Origin of the sequence: Amycolatopsis sp. Hca4, assembly GCF_013364075.1 — a bacterium.
Classification (GTDB): domain Bacteria; phylum Actinomycetota; class Actinomycetes; order Mycobacteriales; family Pseudonocardiaceae; genus Amycolatopsis.
The window spans coordinates 545,365-564,189 of record NZ_CP054925.1 but is presented as its reverse complement, the minus strand read 5'-3'; the positions used below and the strand labels follow the sequence as shown (position 1 = coordinate 564,189).

Below are 18,825 nucleotides of genomic sequence, written 5' to 3'. Positions count from 1 at the left end.
CCAGCTGGGCGGACGGCCAGGAGAGGCCCGGATCCGGGATCAGACCCTCTCTGCGCACACGAGAGACGTGCGCTTCGCCAGGACGGCTCCTCTCACGGTTTGGGGACCACCTGCCCGGCAGCATCGCCCGATCCGGCCCCACGGAGGGCCCGAGAGCATCCCCTGAAGGCCGTGGCGCCGATGTCCTGTCACTCGACCTCAAAACGTCACGGTGACGAAATTGACTGAGGATTTGATCGAGCTGAAGGTGTCGCACAACGCGGCTTGGTGACGTCCGGCTCGCATCACGACGGCTCTCGCGGCTCGGATCCTCCAGGGTGAACTCGCGTCGAACATGCGTGCGATACCCGCGCAGCGGACGTGGAGCCGTCCGAAGGCCCGGGAATGGCCCGCCGGAGAGAACCGTGTCCCCCAAGGGGAAGATCCAAGGTCATCTCGGCATTTCATGCATAATGGCAATTATGCATGAAATGCCGGGTCCGGGACCGGCCGCGGAAACTGTCGGTGGTGTGCGGTACAAGATCCACATGAAGGTTTCCGAGGCCCAGCAAGCCTTCTTCGCCGCCCGCCGTCCGCGCAAGGACTCCCCGCACACCACCGACGCCTACCGCCGGGATCTCGCCGGCATCACCACTCTCCTGGTTTCGGAGCTGGGCCGTCCGGCCGAGGAGCTGGAGGTCGCCGACCTCACCGGGCCGGCGCTGCGGGCGGCGTTCGGGGTGTTCGCGGACGGGCACGCGAAGAGCTCGGTGCTGCGGGCGTGGTCGACGTGGAACCAGTTCCTGACGTTCTGCGTGGCCGACGGGCTGCTGTCGGGCAATCCGATGGGTGCGGTGGCGCGGCCGCGGACGCCGGCGTTGACGCCGAAGCCGTTGCGGGGTGAGGAGACGCCGGAGCAGCTGCTGTCGGCGGCGGCCGCGGGGTCGCGGCGTGCGCGGGATCCGTGGCCGGAGCGGGACGTGCTGGTGATCGCGCTGGGTCTGGTGGCGGGGTTGCGGGCGGCGGAGATGCGGGCGCTGACGTCGCGGTCGTTGGTGGGGCGGGCCGGTGAGCTGCGGTTGCACGTGAAGGGGAAGGGCAGCCGGGACCGGTCGATCCCGGTGCAGCCGGTGCTGGCGGAGCTGATCGAGCGGTACCGGGAGTCGTGCCGGGTGCGGTTCCCGAACGTGCGGTTCTCCCCTGGTTCGCCGTTGCTGCTGGACCGGGCGGGTGAGCCGATCGGGCGGGGTGCGCTGGAGTACCTGGTGAAGTCGTGTTACCGGGGTGCGGGGTTGCACGACCGGGTGCCGGTGGGGGCGAACCTGCACGCGTTGCGGCACACGTTCGCGACGCGGCTGGCGGAGGACGGGGCGACGGCGTCGGAGATCATGGCGTTGCTGGGGCACGCGAGCTTGGCGACGAGCCAGAACTACATCGAGGCGACGGGGCGGGAGCAGCGTGCGGCGGCGGCGAGCAACCGGACTTACCGGGCGTTGGACGGCTTGGGCTGATCCCGTGGTCAGCGGAGTTGTTCGAGGTCCTTGGCGGCTCGGGCGATTTCGTCGGCGAGGCTGCGGAGTTCGCGGGGGTCGGCGCCGTCGTCGGCCGCGGTGACGATGTCTTCGGCCGCGCACCTGAGCTGGAAGAGGCGGTCCTGGAGGGCGGCGATCTCGGTGTCGGAGAGCACGACGGCGTCTTCGGGCAGTCCGCTTCGCTGCAGTGCCGTGCGGCGCTCGTAGGCGCGTTGGCGGCAGGACTGGCCGCAGTACCGGCGGCGTCGGCCGACGTTGCCGGCTTCGGGCAGGCGGCGGCCGCACCAGCCGCAGTGCTTCGGGGCGCCGCGGCGGGCGGGGACGGGTTCGAGCTGGGTCAGTTCGGCGGCTTCCCTCACCCGGGAGACCCTAGCTGGCCACCGTTTGCTCATGCCGGGGTCATGGCGGAAGTGCACACTTGGGGGATGCAGGCGTCGTTCCCGTACTTGGCCGATCCGCTCCCCCGTGCCTTCGCTCACCGGGGGTGGCACCTCGATGAGCTGGCGGGGCTGGAGAATTCGCTGCCGGCGTTCCAGCGGGCGTGTGCGGAGGGGTACCGGTACCTGGAGACGGATGTGCACGCGACGGCGGACGGGGTGGTGGTGGTCCACCACGATCCGGATCTGGACCGGACGACGGACGGTTCGGGGCCGATCGCGGCGCAGACGTGGGCGCAGCTGAAGAACGTCAAGGTGGGTGGGAAGGCGCCGCTGTCGCGGTTGGAGGACGTGCTCGAGGAGCTGCCGGGTGCGCGGTTCAACGTGGATGTGAAGGCGGATCGGGCGGTGGAGCCGTTCGTGCGGGTGCTGGAGCGGACGGGGGCGTTCGACCGGGTGGCGGGGGCGGCGTTTTCGGATGCACGGCTGGTGCGGTTGCGGAAGCTGGCGGGGCCGCGGCTGGTGACGGCGATGGGGCCGCGGTCGGCGTTCGCGTTGTGGGCGCGGGGGAAGCTGCCGTTGTTGCCGCTGGGGCGGCTGGTGCTGGGGGCGATGGCTCAGGTGCCGGTGCGGCAGGGTGCGCTGCGGGTGGTGGACAAGGCGTTCCTGGCGATGGCGGGGCGGTCCGGGATCGAGGTGCACACGTGGACGATCGACGATCCGGCGGAGATGCGGATGCTGCTGGACCTGGGGGTGCACGGGATCGTGACGGACCGTCCGGACCTGTTGCGTGAGGTGCTGGTCGAGCGGGGCAAGTGGCAGCAGTCGCAAGAGCCGTGACCGGTCTCAGCGGGGTGGTTTGCCGGTCCAGGCGGCGTCCCAGGTCTTGGGGCCGAGGAGGCCGCTGTCCTTGATGCCGTTGGCGCGCTGGAGGTCGAGGACGGCGGTGCGGGTCTTGTCGAGGTAGCAGCCGGTGCCGGTGAAGCCGTAGCCGAAGGCGTTCATGCGGAGCTGGAAGGTCTTGAGGGCGTCGGCGCAGTCGCCGTAGGTGTAGACGACGCCGGGCCAGGCGGGGCGGGGGCCGCCGGGGCCGGGTGGTGGGGTGGGCAGTCCTCCCCCGCCGATGTAGGCGGATTCGGTGTAGCTGGGGACGCGTTTGCTGCGGGCGTCGGCGTCGGCGGTGAGTTTGAGCATGCCGGCGCACTGCCAGGGTTGCCAGCCGCGCATGCGGTAGAGGTAGAGGGCGCGGTAGTCCTGTTCGGCGGGGGCGGCCTGGTCGGGGCGGCCCTGTCCGCCGACGCTGCGCCAGGTGGGCAGGTCGAACTGGTAGGCGCCGTAGTAGCCGTTGCCGGTGTTGGTGGCGTAGCGGTCGCTGGATTCGCACATGCGGAGCTTGGCCCAGGCGCTCGACGCGGGGTCCGCGGAGGCGGCGGCGGGGGTGATCAGCGGCAGACCCGTGGCGGCGAGGGCGAGGAGCAGGAGTCTCGCCACGGTGCGTCGGCGGTTCTGGATCATGGGTGCACAGTAGGAGCGTGTCTCACTGACCACAACAGACACGATCGGCTCCCCAGTCTCACATGGAACACTGTTCACTTTTGCCGGCGACACGCCGTAGGGGCGTACCGGGGCGTGGTGGCGGGGTCGCGGATGATCACGAAGCGACAAACCGGACACGGTTTCGGTGGCGTGGTCTCGGGGGTGGTCGTGTGCCCGTAGTCTCCGCGCTGACCTGGAAGTTCTTGACCTGAAGGAGCCGTGGATGACGCTGGCCGGGACGCGCTCGACGCAGCGCGAGCGCTGGGGCTGGTATTTCTACGACTGGGCGAATTCGCCGTTCTATTCGTCGACGACGACGGTGTTCGGGGCGCTGTCGATGAGCTCGATCGCGGCGGCGGACGCGAAGTCGAACATCACCCTCAACGGGGACCGCCCGTGTGTCGACGCGGCGGGCAAGGCCGACACGCTGCACCACTGCGACGTGACGTTGTTCGGGCTGCACTTCCCCGCCGGGTCGGTGTGGGGGTACCTGCTGTCGGTGGCGACGGTGGTGCAGGTGCTGGTGCTGCCGATCGCCGGGGCGGTGGCCGACCGCAGCCACAACAAGCGGCGGATCCTGGGCGGGTTCGCGTTCCTGGGTGCGGCGGCCGCGGCGGGGATGTTCTTCCTGACCGGGTCGGACTGGCGGCTGGGTGCGGCCTTGTTCATCGTGGCGAACATCGGGTACGGGGGTTCGCTGGTCGTCTACTACTCGTTCCTGGCCGACATCGGCGGGCCGGACGAGCGGGACGGCATTTCGGCGAAGGGCTGGGCGTTCGGGTACCTGGGTGGTGGGCTGGCGCTGGCGCTGCAGCTGGGGTTCTACCTGAAGCACGACCTGTTCGGGGTGAGCCAGGGGCTGGCGGTGCAGATCTGCTTCCTGACGTCGGGGTTGTGGTGGGCGGCGTTCACCTTCCCGGCGGTGCGGCGGCTCCCCCGCCGGCACGTGCCGGTGGACGTGGCGCCGGGGCGTTCGGTGTTGCGGGCGGGGTTCACGGAGCTGCGGCGGACGCTGGTGGCGGCGAAGGCGTTTCCGCTGACGCTGGCGTTCCTGGGCAGCTACCTGGTCTTCACCGACGGGATCAACACGGTGGTGACGGTGTCGGCGCAGTACGGCAAGGACGAGCTGGGGTTCGGCAACGAGGTGCTGATCGTCACGATCCTGGTGATCCAGTTCGTGGCTTATCTGGGTGGGACGCTGCACGGGCTGGTGGCGCGGCGGATCGGGGCGAAGCGGACGATCCTGGGCAGCCTGGTGGTGTGGATCGTGGTGCTGGCCGGTGCGTACTTCGTGCAGCCGAAGCAGCTGGGGCAGTTCCTGGCGGTGGCGGTGGGGATCGGGCTGGTGCTGGGTGGGACGAACGCGCTGTCGCGGTCGTTGTTCAGCCAGATGATCCCGGCGGGCAAGGACGCGCAGTACTACTCGCTCTACGTCGTGGGTGAGCGCGGGACGTCGTGGCTGGGGCCGCTGGTGTTCGCCGGGGTGGGGCAGGCGACGGGGTCGTTCCGGCTGGCCATCGTGGCGTTGGTGGTGTTCTTCGCGGCCGGGTTGGTGCTGGTGTGGCTGGTGCCGGTGCGGCGGGCGATCGAGGCGGCGGGCAACCGTCCGCCGGAGGTGCTGTGAGGCACCGATAGGGTCGGGCGTCGTGACCTTGATCGACGACGCCGGCCCTGATCCCACGGACGCTCTCTCCTCGGTTCCCGCGGCCGGTTCGCGCCGTGGGACGCCGCCGGTGGGCAAGCTGAAGTTCTGTTACGGGCCGATGGACTGCGGGAAGTCGACCCTGGCGTTGCAGATCGACCACAACCACGCGCGGCAGGGCCGGCGGGGGCTGGTGCTGGTGCGCCACGACCGGTCGGGTGCGCCGCAGATCTCCAGCCGGATCGGGTTGACCCGGCAGGCGGTGGAGGTCGGTGAGGACACCGACGTGCGTGAGCTGGTGCGGCAGGAGTGGGCGCGGGGGCAGCACGTGGACTACGTGGTGGTGGACGAGGCGCAGTTCCTCTCCCCCGGTCAGGTCGACCAGCTGGCGGAGCTGGCCGACGAGGTGGAGATCGACGTCTACTGCTTCGGGATCGCGACGGACTTCCGGAGCCGGTTGTTCCCGGGGGCCGCTCGTCTGTTCGAACTGGCGGACGAGTTGCAGCCGGTTCAGGTGGAGGTGTTGTGCTGGTGCGGGCTGCCCGGGCGGTTCAACGCGCGGGTGGTGGACGGCGAGGTGGTGCGGGAGGGCGATACCGTCGTGGTGGCAGATACCGAACAATCCGTAGTTGAAACTTCAGCTTCAGCACGTTTTGAGGCCGAATTCGCTACGGTGCGTTATCAGGTATTGTGTCGCCGCCACTTTCGATCGGGTGACTTGGGGCCGGTTACCGCTCATCACGGTCAGTTACGGTTGACCTGACCGAGACGCTAGTAGCCCATCCGGGGGATATCAGCACTAAGAAGGCCGTATTGACGTCACGCCGGAGCGCGAAATGCCTCCTACTAGAGGAAGCTGATGCCGGCGGGTGATGCAGCTCATCGTGAGCAACGACATGGTGGCCCGGGAATCCTCCGGGGCCGTGGGTCGTTGCATAGGGTGAGCAACACCCTGGCTCCACCCCGGAGCTGACTGAAAGGACCCCCATCATGGCCGACCGTGTTCTTCGTGGAAGCCGGCTGGGAGCGGTCAGCTACGAGACCGACCGCAACCACGACCTCGCCCCACGCCGCACCGTGCGCTACGCCTGCCCGAAGAACCACGAGTTCGAGGTGCCGTTCTCCGACGACGCCGAGATCCCGACGGTCTGGGAGTGCCGCCTGCACGGCAGCGAATCGGAGATCGTCGATGGCGGGCAGCCCGAGCAGAAGAAGGTCAAGCCGCCGCGCACCCACTGGGACATGCTGCTCGAGCGGCGCACGATCCCTGAGCTCGAGGATCTGCTGAACGAACGTCTCGCCGAGCTGAAGGGCCGCCGCACCTCCCGGTCGGCGTGACCCTCCAGGGCTCGGCCTTGTAGCCAAGCTCTCACCACAACGGAAAGGCCCCCGCGACCTCCCCCCGCGGGGGCCTTTCGCATGCCCGCACCTGTACCCGGACGGCCGGAGGGCGTACCCGCACGGTCGGACCGCGTACCCCGGCGGTCGGTTCGCGTACCCAGAGGGTCGGATGGCGTACCCAGGGGGTCGGGGTCCGTCACCCCTGTGAGCCGACTCCTCCGGTACGCGAACCGACCGTCCAGGTACGCAAGGCGACCCTCTGGGTACGCCGTCCGGCCGTCCGGGTACACCTCAGGCTGGGCGGAAGGGGCCGTGGAGGGCGGCCCACTGCAGGAGCATGATCGTCTTGGCGTCCGCGATCTCGCCGGTTCCGATCATCTCCAGTGCCTTGGTGAACGGGAGCTCGAGGACCTCGATGTCCTCCCCCTCCTCCGCCAGCCCGCCGCCGGTGCCGCGGGCTGCGGGGTCGTAGGGCGCGGCGTAGCAATGCAGGCGCTCGGTGACCGAGCCCGGGCTCGTGTAGACGTCGAAGACGTGCTCCAGCGCGCCGATGCGGACGCCGGTTTCCTCCTCGGCTTCGCGGCGGATCGCCGTCTCCGGGTCGTCGGCGTCCAGGAGGCCGGCTGCCGTCTCGATGAACATGCCGTCCGGGTGGTCGTTGACGTAGACCGGGTAGCGGAACTGGCGGGTCAGCAGGACAGTGCCGCCCGCGAGGTCGTAGAGCAGCACCGTGGCGCCGTTGCCGCGGTCGTAGGTTTCACGCTGCTCGGTCGTCCAGCGGCCGTCGGCGTGCCGGTAGTCGAACGTCGTGCGGCGGAGCACGTACCAGGCCGACGACAGCAGCTCCACGTCGGTGACCCGGACGCGCGGGTTGCGGGACAGGCTTGTCGAAGAGGTCATGCCGCGACCATAATGTGCACGACTCGGAAACAACAAGGAGGATCGTGCATGCTGGTCGGGGAACGCCGTGAACTGCTGCTGGCCCGGCTCGCCGCCGACGGCAAGGTGCTGGCCAAGGACGTCGCGGCCGAACTCGGCGTCTCCGAGGACAGCATCCGCCGCGACCTGCGCGACCTCGCCGCGGCCGGGCTCTGCCAGCGCGTCTACGGCGGTGCGCTGCCCGTCTCCCCCGCCGTCGCCGACTACGCCAGCCGCACGGCCATCGCCGTCGACGGCAAGGACCGGGTCGCCAAGGCCGCGGCCACGCTGGTCCGGCCCGGGTCGACGGTCATCCTCGACGGCGGCACCACCACCCTCGCCGTGGCGAAAGCCCTGCCGAAGAACCTCGAAGCCACCGTCGTCACGCACAGCCCGACCGTCGCCGTCGCGCTGCTCGACCACCACGGCATCGAGGTGTTCCTGCTCGGCGGGCGCCTGTTCCGGCACTCCGCGGTGACCTGCGGCGCGGCCGCCGCCGAGGCCGCCGGGTCGATCAGCGCCGACGTCTTCCTGCTCGGCGTCACCGGCGTCCACCCCGAGGCCGGCCTGACCACGGGTGACGCCGACGAAGCCGCCATGAAACGCACCCTGGCCCGGCGCGCGGCCGACACCTACGTGCTGGCCAGCGCCGAGAAGCTCGGGGCGGCGTCCCGGTTCACCGTGCTGCCCTTCGGCGACGTCGCCGGGATCGTCACCGACGCCGACGACCAGAACGTGCAGGAACTTGCAGACCTGGGTGTGCCGATCCTGCCGGCGTGACCTCGGTGAACCACTCCCGGCCGGCCACCAGCCCGAACAGCGGCGCCGGCAGCCACACGAGCACCCGCAGCACCGCCGAGAGCCGTCCGCGGCCGCGGACGTCCGACACGTGCGCGGCCAGCGCCGCCTGCTTGCGCGCGGCGAAGCGCCGCACGTCGAACCGGTGGGTGATGGCCGAGGCCGGGCTGTAGGCGTGGCCGAGCGCTTCGGCGTCGTAGTCGAACGGGATCCGCAGCGTCCGCAGCACCCGCACGAACCGCAGCGCGAAGTCGCGGGGCAGGGTGGCCTCCAGCAGCCGCGTTCCGGTCAGCCGGGCCGCCCGGCGGGCCACCTCGTGCACCTTCACGTGGTCGCGGTGCCCGTAACCGCCGTTGCCGTCGTAGCCCAGCAGCAGGTCGGCGCGCTCTTCGTGCAGCACGGCGGCGAGCCGGTGCGCGGCTTCCTCGGTGTCCGCGCGGGCGAAGCGCTGCCGCCCCGGCGGGTCGGCGAAGAGCTGGGGGCCGTGGCCGCTGTCGGCGTAGCCCAGGTGCACGACCCGGTGCACGCCGAGGATGGCCGCGGCCGCCTCCAGTTCGGCCCAGCGTGGCGTCGGGTGCTCGGCGGCGATGCCGTCGGTGGCCACGACGACAACCACGCGGTGCCCGTCGGCCGCGGCGCGGGCCAGCGTGCCGCCGCTGAGCAGGACGGGGTCGTCGGCGTGGGCGTGGAAGGCCACGATGGTCGTCACCGGCCCCATCATGGCCCAGAACGGCCGGAACCGGGTCAGGCGCGCTTGAGGAGCTTGCGCAGCTGGTGCCAGCGGCGCTCCAGGCCCCACTTCGCCACCCGCAGGAACGCCTCCTGGATGATCGAGCCGTTCATCTTCGACTCGCCGATCTCGCGCTCGGTGAAGGTGATCGGGACCTCGACGATCTCGAAGCCGGCCTCGTCGGTGCGGATGGTCAGGTCGATCTGGAAGCAGTAGCCGTGCGAGTTGACCTCGTCCAGGGCCAGCTTCTCCAGCACCGGGCGGCGGTAGGCGCGGAACCCGGCGGTGATGTCGCGGACCTTCATGCCCAGCGCGACCTGCGAGTAGAGGTTCGCGCCGCGGGAGAGGACCTGGCGCTTGACCGGCCAGTTGACGACGCTGCCGCCCGGGACGTACCGCGAGCCGATCGCCAGGTCGGCGTCGCCGACCGCGTCGAGCAGGCGGGGCAGGTCTTCGGGGGCGTGCGAGCCGTCGGCGTCCATCTCGACGATCGTGTTGTACTCACGCGCCAGGCCCCAGCGGAACCCGGCGATGTAGGCGGCGCCGAGGCCGGCCTTCTCGGTGCGGTGCAGCACGTGGACGTGGTCGTTGGCCGCCGCGCGCTCGTCGGCGAGCTCGCCGGTGCCGTCGGGGCTGCCGTCGTCCACCACGAGCACGTGCACGTCCGGGAGTGCCTTGTGCAGGCGGTCCAGGATCGGGCCGAGGTTCTCCCGCTCGTTGTAGGTCGGGATCACCACCAGCACCGGCTCGATTTCCCGGGCCCCCCGCGGCGCCTGCGACATCCGTGCTCCTCCGATATCCGCGGCGGTCAGTCCGCCGCTTCCCCTGCTGCCGTGCCGGCGCTGCTGCGCCGCGTGCGAAAACGGAGTACGAGCCCGCCGGCCACCCCGGCGATCGCCAGAGCCAGCAGCCCGTACTCCGTCCACGCACCCAATTGATCCGACAGCGTAGTCTGCGTCCGCAACGGGACGCGCCCGACCAGCGAATCCGCCGTGAAAAGGCCGGTTGAGCTGGTCACGGTCCCGTCGGGGGCGACGATGGCGCTCACCCCGGAGACCGCCGACACCACGACGGCCCGGCCGTGCTCGACCGCCCGCAGCCGGGACATGGCCAGCTGCTGCACGCTCATCTCGCTCTCGCCGTACCAGGCGTTGTTGGTCGGCACGACGAGCAGCTCGGCGCCGTCGCGCACGGCGTCGCGGGCCGGGTAGTCGAACGCGGCTTCGTAGCAGACGAACACGCCGATCCTGGTGCCCGCGGCGGCCATGGCCTGGTTGGTGCCGTCGCCGGGGACCATGTCCACGGTTTCGGAGTCGAGGAACGGCGTGACCAGCTCGGCGAGCTTGCGGGCCGGGACGTATTCGCCGAAGGGCACCAGCTGCTGCTTGGCGTAGCGCGCGCCGGGCCCGGTGCGGGGGTCCCAGGTGATGACGGAGTTCTGCAGGTGCCCGTCCGGCAGCCGGTAGATCGCCCCGATCAGGGCGGGGACGCCGAAGTTGGCGACCAGCTGGTCGACCTGCAGGTCCGGGCCGGTGACGGTGGTCGCGCTCTCCGGCCACACGAGCAGGTCCGGCTTGGGCACCTTGCCGGCCCGGATGTCCGCGAGCAGCCGCCGGCTTTCGGCGATGGTGTTGTCGCGCAGCACGGTCCGCTCCCCCTGCAGGGCGAGCCCGATGTCCGGGGCGTTGCCCTGGACGGTGGCGACGGTGCGCTCGCCGTCCTGGGCGTCGGTGCCGATCGCCGGCCAGAGCGCGAGACCGGCGACGACGGGCAGCAGGGTGCCGAGCGCGGCGAAGGCCGCCGGGCGGGTGATCTTGCGCACCCGCCACAGCCGCGCGGCGAGAGCGGCCGGCGCGAAGCCGGTGAGGACGACGGCCAGGCCGACCAGCGGGGCGCCGCCGATCGAGGCGAGCGGCAGGAACGCGCCTTCGGGCTGGCTGAAGGCGACCCGGCCCCACGGGAAGCCGCCGAAGGGGAACCACGCGCGCGGGGTCTCCAGGGCGATGAACACCAGCGCGGCCCACAGCGGCGCGGCCGGCAGCCGGGACACCAGCGTGATCAGCCCGCCCGCCAGGCCGTGGTAGAGCGCCAGCGCGAAGGACAGGCCCAGCCACGGCCACGGGCCGAAGTCGGGGCCGAGGAAGTCCAGCAGCCAGGTCAGCAGCGGCAGGAAGAAGACGAACCCGAACGCGAAGCCGTAGCCGAAGCCGGCCCGGAAGCGGCGGCCGCGCAGCACGAGCGCCAGTCCGGCGAACGCCAGTGGCGCCAGCCACCACAGCGGACGCGGCGCGAAGCTGAGGTAGAAGGCGAATCCGGACGTGCACGCCGCGGCGGTGCGCAGCAGCCAGGCCGGGGGGAACCGCCGCGTGCGGGCGCGCTGGTGCGGGGTGCCCGGTCCGGGGTCCGCCACGGTGACTGCCACAGCCGAGAACTCTAGGTGATGGTGTCGTGGAGGACCGCACCCGCGCGGACCGTGCGCAGGCACTGCGGGAGGGCGGCGTCCGGTTCCAGCCTGGGCAGCGGCGGCACGCCGGCGCGCGGGTCGGTGGACCACCGCTGCACGCGGCTGTCGGGGGTGGCCACGACCAGGTCGGTGGCGTCCCAGATCGCGTAGTGCGCCGGCGCGCCGGGGACGAGGCTGCCGGTGACGCCGTCGTTGACCCCGGCCGCGCGGTGCCCGGCGCGGGTGTGGGCGGTGAACGCCGCCCGCGGCGACAGGCCGGCGCCCGGTGTCCGGTGGTAGGCCGCGGCGCGGACGCTCGCCCACGGGTCCAGCGGTGTGACCGGGGCGTCGGAGCCGAAGGCGAGCAAGACGCCTTCGGCGGCGAGGGTGGCGAAGGGGTTGAGCCCGGCCGCGCGTTCGGCGCCGAGGCGTTCGGCGTACATGCCTTCCGGGCCGCCCCAGAGGGCGTCGAACTGCGGCTGCATCGAGGCGACGACGCCCCAGCCTGCCAGCTGCTTGGCCTGGTCGGCGGTGACCATTTCCAGGTGCTCGAGCCGGTGGTGGCGGGCGGCGAGGGCGCGCTGCCCGACCTCCTTTTCGGCCAGCCGGAAGCCTTCGACGACCTCGGCGACGGCGGCGTCGCCGATGACGTGGAAGCCGGCTTGCAGCCCGGCTTCGGTGCAGGCGGCCAGGTGCCCGGCGATGCGGTGGGCGTCGAGGTAGCGCGTCCCGGTGCCCGGGTGGTCGGCGTAGGGCTCGGTGAGGGCAGCGGTGTGGGAGCCGAGGGCGCCGTCGGCGAACAGGTCGCCGGCCAGGCCGCGGGCGCCGAGCTCGCGGGCGGTTTCGACGGCGCCGAGTTCGCCCCAGTAGCCGACGACCTCGGGCGTGCCGGGGCCGGCGAGGGCGAGGAGGGCGGCGAGGTCGTCGCGGCCGGAGATGTCGGGGCCGGCGCATTCGTGGACGCTGACGATGCCCTGCTTCGCGGCCTCGGCGAGGAAGGCTCGCTGGGCGCGTTCGCGCTGCTCGGGGGTGATGGCGGCGCGCACGGCCGCGCGGACGGCGTGGTGGGCGGCGCGGGTGAGCGGGCCTTCGGGTGACCAGCCGTCGGCGTCGCGGGCGGCCGGGGCCAGCTCGACCAGCGCGGTGGAGACCAGCGCGGAGTGGACGTCGACGCGGCTGAGGTAGACCGGCGTGCCCCCGGCGGCGTCGTCGAGCTCCGCGCGGCTGGGCAGGCGGGGGTCGGTCCAGGTGGTCTCGTCCCAGCCGTGGGCGAGCAGGACCTGGCCCGGCGCGACGGCGGTGCGGACGTGGGCCAGCAGGTCGGCGGCGCTGCGGACGCCGGTGAGGTCGAGGCCGGTCAGGTGCAGGCCGGTGGCGGTGGCGTGGACGTGCGCGTCGACGAAGGCGGGGGCGACGAAGGCGCCATGGAGGTCGACGACCCGGGCGCCGGGGTGCAGGGCGCGGGCCGGGGCGTCCTGCCCGACCCAGACCACGGTGCCGCCGGTGACCGCCATCGCGGTCGTGTCGGGTCCGGCGGGGGTGTAGATGCGCCCGCCGAGCAGGAGCGTCGTCTGTTCGTCCGTCACACCTTGAGTCTGCCCCCTTCGTCCACGTGGGGGACGGCGCCCCAGCAGGCAGGAAGATTTACTCTGTGGCAGCGTTATGACAGGATATTTTAACGCGTTCCCGACGACTAGGAGTACAAGTGACTGCGATCCAGGAACCTGTGACGCCTGCCGCCGCCTTCGACCAGCCCTACGAGTACGCCCGCGCCGAGCTGGTGGAACCCGACTGGCGCCGCTTTCCTGGCTGGCACGACGTGACCGAGGCCGAGTGGCGTGACGCGCAGTGGCAGCGGGTGCACTGCGTCCGCAACGTCAAGCAGCTGCGCGCGCTGATGGGCGACCTGCTCGAGGAGCGCTTCTACGACGACCTGCTCGCCGACCAGCGCGAGCTGGCGACGATGTCGATGCTGCTGCCCCGCAGATGCTCAACACGATGGCCCCACGGCCGGCACCGACCCGGCCAAGGTGACCGAGGCGTTCTACGCCGACCCGATCCGCCGCTACATGCTGCCGGTGCGCAGTGATCGTGACGCCACCTGGCCGAGCCACCCCCACTCCGAGCGCGACTCGCTGCACGAGGCCGAGATGTGGGTGGTGGAGGGCCTGACCCACCGCTACCCGACCAAGGTGCTGGCCGAGATGATCTCGACCTGCCCCCAGTACTGCGGCCACTGCACCCGCATGGACCTGGTCGGCAACTCGACGGAGACGGTGGAGAAGCACAAGCTGACGCTCAAGCCGGTCGACCGCCAGGACGCGATGATCGCGTACCTGAAGAAGACCCCGGGCGTCCGCGACGTCGTGGTCTCCGGCGGCGACGTCGCCAACGTCCCGTGGCCGCAGCTGGAGTCGTTCCTGATGCGCCTGATGGACATCGACACCGTCCGCGACATCCGCCTGGCGACGAAGGCACTGGCGGCGCTGCCCCAGCACTGGCTCCAGCCGAAGGTGGTCGAGGGGCTGGAGCGCGTCGCGGTCACCGCCCAGCGGCGCGGGGTCAACCTGGCGATCCACACCCACGTCAACCACGCCCAGTCGGTGACGCCCTTGGTGGCGGAAGCCGCGCAGACAGCGCTGAACGTGGGGGTGCGGGACGTCCGCAACCAGGGCGTGCTGATGCGCGGCGTCAACGCGACCCCGGCGGCGCTGCTGGACCTTTGCTTTGCGCTGCAAGGGGAAGCGAACATCCTGCCGTACTACTTCTACATGTGCGACATGATCCCCAACGCGGAGCACTGGCGCGTGGCGGTGTGGGAGGCGCAGGAGCTGCAGCACGCGATCATGGGGTACCTGCCGGGGTACGCGACGCCGCGGATCGTGTGCGACGTGCCCTACGTGGGGAAGCGGTGGGTGCACCAGCTGGCCGAGTACGACCGGGAGCTGGGGATCTCGTACTGGACCAAGAACTACCGGACCGGGATCGAGCTGGAGGACCCGGAGGCGTTGCAGCGCCGGTACCCGTACTACGACCCGATCTCCACCCTCCCCGAGGCCGGCCAGACCTGGTGGGCGAACCGCACCCACTGACGCGGCACATCACCGACCAAGAGGTGCGCCGAAGGGTGCTGCGAGGCCTGGTCGAGGCCTCGCAGCACCCTTCGGCCGTCTCGGGCATTTTGGGCTGGTCGGCGCCGGTGAGGACCGGTTGCGACCGTTCACGATCTGCCCCAGGAATTCCCTTGCGGAATCCGGCGGTGGCACCAGGGTGTGGCCGCGGTTCGGGCCGGCCGGCTCGGGCAGCCCGAGCGCCGGGCCGTAACGGTGGTGGCCAAGACACTCCCATCGCGCGATCCGGCCGGCGAGCACTGGCAACCTACGGGGCGGCGAGCCGGGAATTCCCGAGACATTGCCGCACCGGCCCCGCGGCGAACTGCGGCAACCGGACAATTGCGTCCCGGCGCACCACCGAACCGCGGCTCGCGGCCGCCGGAGCGATGTTTTCCCGCGTTTATCCGGGAAATCGGGGACGTCCGCCGCCGGTCCCCTAAGCTGCGGCATCGTCACGCTCGCGAGGGGAACGAGGAAACGGCGTTGTACGCGGAAGAGCGGCAAAGGATCATCGTGGAACGGCTGCGCGTGCACGGCCGGGTGGAAGTCGTTCCGCTGGCGGCCGAATTCGCCGTGACCGCCGAAACCATCCGCCGCGACCTGACCGCCCTGGAACGGCTGGGCCACGCCCGCCGCGTGCACGGCGGCGCGATCTCCCTGGACCGGCTGTCCTTCGAACCCGCGGTGGGCGCGCGCCGGGCCGTGATGACGGCGGAGAAGACGCGGATCGCGCGCGCCGCACTGGGTGAACTGCCCGAAGTGGGCACGATCCTCATCGACGCCGGCACCACGACCGAACGCCTGGCCGCGGAACTCCCGGCGGACCGGGAACTGACCGTGGTGACGAACTCGGTGAACGTGGCGCTGTCGCTGCACGCGCGGCCCAACCTGCAGGTGGTGCTGGTCGGCGGCCGGCTGCGCAGCACCACACTGGCCACCGTGGACGACTGGGCTCTGCGGGCCTTGCGGGACACGTTCGTGGAAGTCGCGTTCATCGCCACCAACGGCGTTTCCGCCGAGCGCGGGCTGACCACCCCGGACCTCGACGAGGCGCTGGTGAAACGGGCCTCGATCGACTGCGCCCGCCGCCGCGTCCTGCTCGCCGACCACTCCAAGGTGGACAACGTGTTCCTGACGCGGTTCGCCGACCTGTCGGACATCGACACCTTCATCACCGATGACGGGATCGACCCGAAAGCGCGTTCGGACATCGCCGCCGCCGGCCCCCGGGTCATCGCGGTCTGATTCGGCGCCGGCGCATTCGCTCCCGCCATTGCTCCGTTCGGCGCTGCCATTGTTCTCGAAATCGTCGAAATCATCGATCCGCGGCCACGCGCTTTTCGACGGCCGGGCTCGGGCCCGTTCAGACCACGAGCACACGGGGCCCGGCGGCGGCGATCGCGGCGACGCACTCCGGGTCGGCGTGGTCGTCGGTGATCAGGACGTCGACCTCGCCCAGCGCACCGAAGCGGGCCAGCCGGTCCTGGTCGAGCTTGGTGTGGTCGGCCAGCAGCACGGTCCGCCGCGCGGCCACCATGGCCGCGCGTTTCACCATCGCCACCGCCCCGTTGCGCACGGTCATCCCGTGCCGCACGGACACCCCGTCGGCGCTGAGGAAGGCGACGTCGACGCAGGTGTCGGCCAGCGTGCGCAGCGCCCAGCTGTCCACCAGGGCCAGCGAGCCGCCGCGGACCCGGCCGCCGACCAGCATCAGGTTCAGGTCCGGGCGCTCGCTCAACGCCACGGCCACGGCCACCGACTGCGTGACGATGGTCAGGTCGTGGTCGGCGGGCAGGAGCCCGACCAGTTGCGCCACCGTGCTCCCGGCGTCCAGCAGGATCGAACCGCCCGCGGGCACCTCGCCGACCGCGGCCCGGGCGATCCGTTCCTTCTCCGCGTGCATCTCGCACAGCGCGCCCCACTCGTCGGGCGCGTCCGGGGTGCCCACGCCCGGCCGCACCGGTACGACGGGGATCGCGCCGTCGGGCACCCGGCGCAGGGTGCCCTCGTGCTCCAAGGCCGTCAGGTCGGACCAGACGGCCTCGGTACTGACGCCGTGGCGCTCGGCGAACTCCAGGACGGTGAGCCCACCGTACTCGCTCACCCAGCGCGTGATCGTCCGACGACGTTGTTCCCCGTCCATTCTCACCACCCCGTTGTTGCTGAGACCTGCGTGATCGTAAGTCAAAAACCGGCGGGGACAACCCGTGCGGCGGCACGGCTGCACGCGCGTACCGATCCGGTGGGCCCGATGGCCACTGTCTCCGGACTGGGGGAACCCCTACCCCCTCCCGGCGGACAATCCCGGTACCGCTCGACGCGACCACGAACGCGAGGGGAAGCACCCGCATGCACGTCCTGTTCGTCACCGTTCCCGCGCTCGGACACCTCCGCCCGACGCTGCCGCTGGCCCGTGAACTGCGGAACCGCGGCCACCGGGTCACCTACGCCGCCCACGACAAGTTCCGCGCGGACGTCGAGGCGGCCGGAGCCGCCCTGCTGCCGATCCCGGTGGCGCTGCCGCCACGGTCGGCCACGCCCAGCGCCCGGCACACCGTGGCGACCGCGGAGGCGCTGCTGGCGATGACCAAGGTCAGCGGGCGGCTGCTCAACGAGTTGTTCGAGAACGACCGGCCGGATGTGCTGTGCTACGACGCCCAGGCGGTGTCGGCGACCATGGTGGCCGAACGGTTCGACGTGCCCTGCGTCGCCCTCAACCCGACCTACGCCAGCAACGCCCACTTCTCGCTCGACGAACTGCTGGCCGCCGGCACGGACATGTCCGACCCCCGGGCCATCGAGATCTTCACCGAAATCTTCCGGAGCCAGCTGAGCACCGCGGCGGAATTCGGCCTGACGCCCCCGCACGAGCGGGAGAGCTGCGCCCCGCTGAACCTGGTGTTCCTGCCCCGCTCGTTCCAGCCCGCCGCGGACACCTTCGACGAACGGTTCCACTTCGTCGGCCCGGCCCTGGGTGGCTGGGCCGACGACAGCGCCTGGCGCAAGACCGGCGACCGCCCGCTGCTGTTCATCTCGATGGGCAGCTTCCTGGCCGACACGACCGGGTTCTTCCGGCAGTGCTTCGAAGCCTTCGGCGACACCGGCTGGCAGGTCGCGATGGCCATCGGGGAACACGTGGACCCGGCGGAGCTGGGCCCGGTACCGGCCAACACCGAGGTGCGGCCGTACTTCCCGCAGCTGTCCGTGCTGCGGCACGCCGAAGCCTTCGTCTCCCACGCCGGGATGAACTCCGTGCTGGAGTCGCTGACCGCCGGGGTACCGCTGGTCACCGTGCCGCAGCAGCAAGAAGAGCTGCGCACCGCCCGCACGGTCGCCGACCAGGACCTCGGCGTGCTGCTGGAACCGGAGACGCTGACGGCGCAGGGGCTGCGGGAGGCCGTGGAGACGGTGCACACCAGCGACCGGATCCGGGCCGCCGTGGCCGCCTTCCGGAACGAACTCCGCTCCGCCGAGCCGGCCGCGACGCGTTCGGCCGACCTGATCGAGCACCACCTGGCCGCGCTCAGCCAGACAGCGTGATCTCTGCGGAAGCGGGCACGGCCGGTCGCCCGGCCGTGCCCGCTTCGACTGATTCGTCCAGGTGCGCGCCGGGTCAAGCGGCGGGGAGGCTCCAGTAGCGTTCGGCCGGCTCGCCGTCCGCCAGCGACTCGGCGTACATCGTGAGCCACTTCGGCAGTTCGGCGTGGCCACCGAGGAGGATGGGTGCCTGGGAGGCGTAGCAGCCGATCCCCCGCAGCTTGGCCTGCCACTGCCCCCGCGTGAGCCGGACGGTCCGGGGGTCGGTGTGGGACTCGTCGAACGGCTCGAGCAGGTCTTTCGGGAAGATCACATAGGGCGCGTCCTCGTACCACCAGACGGTGTCGGGGTCGCGGTCGAGCAATCGGGCCGCGGCGCGGGTGATCCGGTGGTCGATGTGGTTGCCGATGGCCAGCGGGGCCAGGACCAGCTCGGCGTCGCGCACCGACGGCTCGGCGGCCAGGACGGCCGCCAGCCTCCCGATCAGCTCGGTCTCCGCCGCCAGCGCGGCCCGGGACATCCCCTCCTCCTGCGGGTACCTCGGGTGGCCCGCGTGGTCCTTGCGGTACAGCGCGTCCGGCACGCCCAGGCGGACGGGAGCGGCCCCCACCGCGGTCATCGCGCGGTCGTCCTCCGCCTCCCGGGTCGCGATGGCGTCGGCGTCACCGAGGCCGCACGCCCGGTGGAACGCCCGGGCCGCGTCCGACAGCGGCGGTTCGGGCGCCCCGGAGAACACCGTGACGACCGTGCCCGGCGTGCCCGCCTCGGCGCAGGCCGCGAGCAGCCCGCCGCACGAGAGGACGCCGTCGTCGTAGTGGGCCGACAGCACGGTGGGCGTGCGCCCGGCCAGCGCCTCGACACCCCGGAGTTCACCCATGG

General features: G+C 71.5%; 17 protein-coding genes and 1 pseudogene. 9 read left to right on the top strand and 9 right to left on the bottom strand.

Features of this window, described 5'->3' with window-relative positions:
• Nucleotides 1-509: 509 nt before the first annotated feature.
• Entirely contained in the window at nt 510-1,490 is a 981-nt protein-coding gene (locus tag HUT10_RS02220) for a tyrosine-type recombinase/integrase (RefSeq protein ID WP_176169628.1), read from the top strand.
• Between the two features lie 8 nt (nt 1,491-1,498).
• Here HUT10_RS02220 and HUT10_RS02215 read toward each other — a convergent pair whose 3' ends face one another.
• On the bottom strand, nt 1,499-1,870 hold the full coding sequence (locus tag HUT10_RS02215; RefSeq protein WP_176169627.1) for a hypothetical protein: 372 nt from the start codon (nt 1,868-1,870) through the stop codon (nt 1,499-1,501).
• Between the two features lie 66 nt (nt 1,871-1,936).
• Here HUT10_RS02215 and HUT10_RS02210 point away from each other — a divergent pair, with 66 nt between their 5' ends.
• Nucleotides 1,937-2,728: a glycerophosphodiester phosphodiesterase gene (locus HUT10_RS02210; RefSeq protein WP_176169626.1), complete on the top strand. Its 792-nt coding sequence runs from the start codon at nt 1,937-1,939 to the stop codon at nt 2,726-2,728.
• Between the two features lie 6 nt (nt 2,729-2,734).
• On the opposite strand, the gene HUT10_RS02205 is transcribed toward HUT10_RS02210, so the two are convergent.
• The gene (locus HUT10_RS02205) at nt 2,735-3,403 is read right to left on the bottom strand and encodes a transglycosylase family protein (RefSeq protein ID WP_176169625.1); all 669 of its coding nucleotides are present in this window, start codon (nt 3,401-3,403) and stop codon (nt 2,735-2,737) included.
• Nucleotides 3,404-3,647: 244 nt separating this feature from the next.
• Between HUT10_RS02205 and HUT10_RS02200 the strand changes: the two genes are divergently transcribed.
• From HUT10_RS02200 to HUT10_RS02190, 3 genes are all read left to right on the top strand, one after another.
• The gene (locus HUT10_RS02200) at nt 3,648-5,048 is read left to right on the top strand and encodes an MFS transporter (protein ID WP_176169624.1); all 1,401 of its coding nucleotides are present in this window, start codon (nt 3,648-3,650) and stop codon (nt 5,046-5,048) included.
• Between the two features lie 22 nt (nt 5,049-5,070).
• A complete protein-coding gene (locus tag HUT10_RS02195; protein WP_176169623.1) occupies nt 5,071-5,829 on the top strand; it encodes a thymidine kinase in 759 nt (252 codons plus the stop codon).
• A gap of 227 nt (nt 5,830-6,056) precedes the next feature.
• Entirely contained in the window at nt 6,057-6,404 is a 348-nt protein-coding gene (locus tag HUT10_RS02190; RefSeq protein WP_003081521.1) for an RNA polymerase-binding protein RbpA, read from the top strand.
• Between the two features lie 294 nt (nt 6,405-6,698).
• Here HUT10_RS02190 and HUT10_RS02185 read toward each other — a convergent pair whose 3' ends face one another.
• On the bottom strand, nt 6,699-7,307 hold the full coding sequence (locus HUT10_RS02185) for an NUDIX domain-containing protein (protein ID WP_176169622.1): 609 nt from the start codon (nt 7,305-7,307) through the stop codon (nt 6,699-6,701).
• 48 nt (nt 7,308-7,355) lie between these two features.
• Between HUT10_RS02185 and HUT10_RS02180 the strand changes: the two genes are divergently transcribed.
• Nucleotides 7,356-8,105: a DeoR/GlpR family DNA-binding transcription regulator gene (locus tag HUT10_RS02180; protein ID WP_176169621.1), complete on the top strand. Its 750-nt coding sequence runs from the start codon at nt 7,356-7,358 to the stop codon at nt 8,103-8,105.
• Here HUT10_RS02180 and HUT10_RS02175 read toward each other — a convergent pair.
• Genes HUT10_RS02175 through HUT10_RS02160 form a run of 4 tightly spaced genes read right to left on the bottom strand, consistent with a single transcriptional unit; the run spans nt 8,038 to nt 12,882 of the window.
• Nucleotides 8,038-8,841, bottom strand: coding sequence for a PIG-L deacetylase family protein (locus tag HUT10_RS02175; RefSeq protein WP_176177630.1), 804 nt, complete (start codon nt 8,839-8,841; stop codon nt 8,038-8,040). The genes HUT10_RS02180 and HUT10_RS02175 overlap by 68 nt on opposite strands.
• A 26-nt stretch (nt 8,842-8,867) precedes the next feature.
• Complete coding sequence (locus HUT10_RS02170; protein WP_176169620.1) at nt 8,868-9,635, bottom strand: polyprenol monophosphomannose synthase; 768 nt, start codon at nt 9,633-9,635, stop codon at nt 8,868-8,870.
• 26 nt (nt 9,636-9,661) lie between these two features.
• Entirely contained in the window at nt 9,662-11,275 is a 1,614-nt protein-coding gene (gene lnt / locus HUT10_RS02165; RefSeq protein WP_176169619.1) for an apolipoprotein N-acyltransferase, read from the bottom strand.
• An 11-nt stretch (nt 11,276-11,286) separates the two neighbouring features.
• The gene (locus HUT10_RS02160) at nt 11,287-12,882 is read right to left on the bottom strand and encodes an amidohydrolase (RefSeq protein ID WP_176169618.1); all 1,596 of its coding nucleotides are present in this window, start codon (nt 12,880-12,882) and stop codon (nt 11,287-11,289) included.
• Nucleotides 12,883-13,001: 119 nt separating this feature from the next.
• On the opposite strand from HUT10_RS02160, the pseudogene HUT10_RS02155 reads away from it, so the two are divergent.
• A pseudogene (locus tag HUT10_RS02155) lies at nt 13,002-14,388 on the top strand (KamA family radical SAM protein).
• 504 nt (nt 14,389-14,892) lie between these two features.
• Nucleotides 14,893-15,654: a DeoR/GlpR family DNA-binding transcription regulator gene (locus tag HUT10_RS02150; RefSeq protein WP_176169617.1), complete on the top strand. Its 762-nt coding sequence runs from the start codon at nt 14,893-14,895 to the stop codon at nt 15,652-15,654.
• Nucleotides 15,655-15,772: 118 nt separating this feature from the next.
• Here HUT10_RS02150 and HUT10_RS02145 read toward each other — a convergent pair whose 3' ends face one another.
• On the bottom strand, nt 15,773-16,552 hold the full coding sequence (locus HUT10_RS02145; RefSeq protein ID WP_176169616.1) for a DeoR/GlpR family DNA-binding transcription regulator: 780 nt from the start codon (nt 16,550-16,552) through the stop codon (nt 15,773-15,775).
• 206 nt (nt 16,553-16,758) lie between these two features.
• Here HUT10_RS02145 and HUT10_RS02140 point away from each other — a divergent pair, with 206 nt between their 5' ends.
• Nucleotides 16,759-17,949 carry a macrolide family glycosyltransferase gene (locus tag HUT10_RS02140; RefSeq protein WP_176169615.1) on the top strand — a complete coding sequence of 397 codons (1,191 nt, stop codon included), beginning with the start codon at nt 16,759-16,761 and terminating at the stop codon, nt 17,947-17,949.
• Nucleotides 17,950-18,022: 73 nt separating this feature from the next.
• Here the strand turns inward: HUT10_RS02140 and HUT10_RS02135 are convergent, their stop codons facing one another.
• Entirely contained in the window at nt 18,023-18,823 is an 801-nt protein-coding gene (locus HUT10_RS02135; protein ID WP_176169614.1) for a PIG-L deacetylase family protein, read from the bottom strand.
• Nucleotides 18,824-18,825 lie beyond the last annotated feature (2 nt).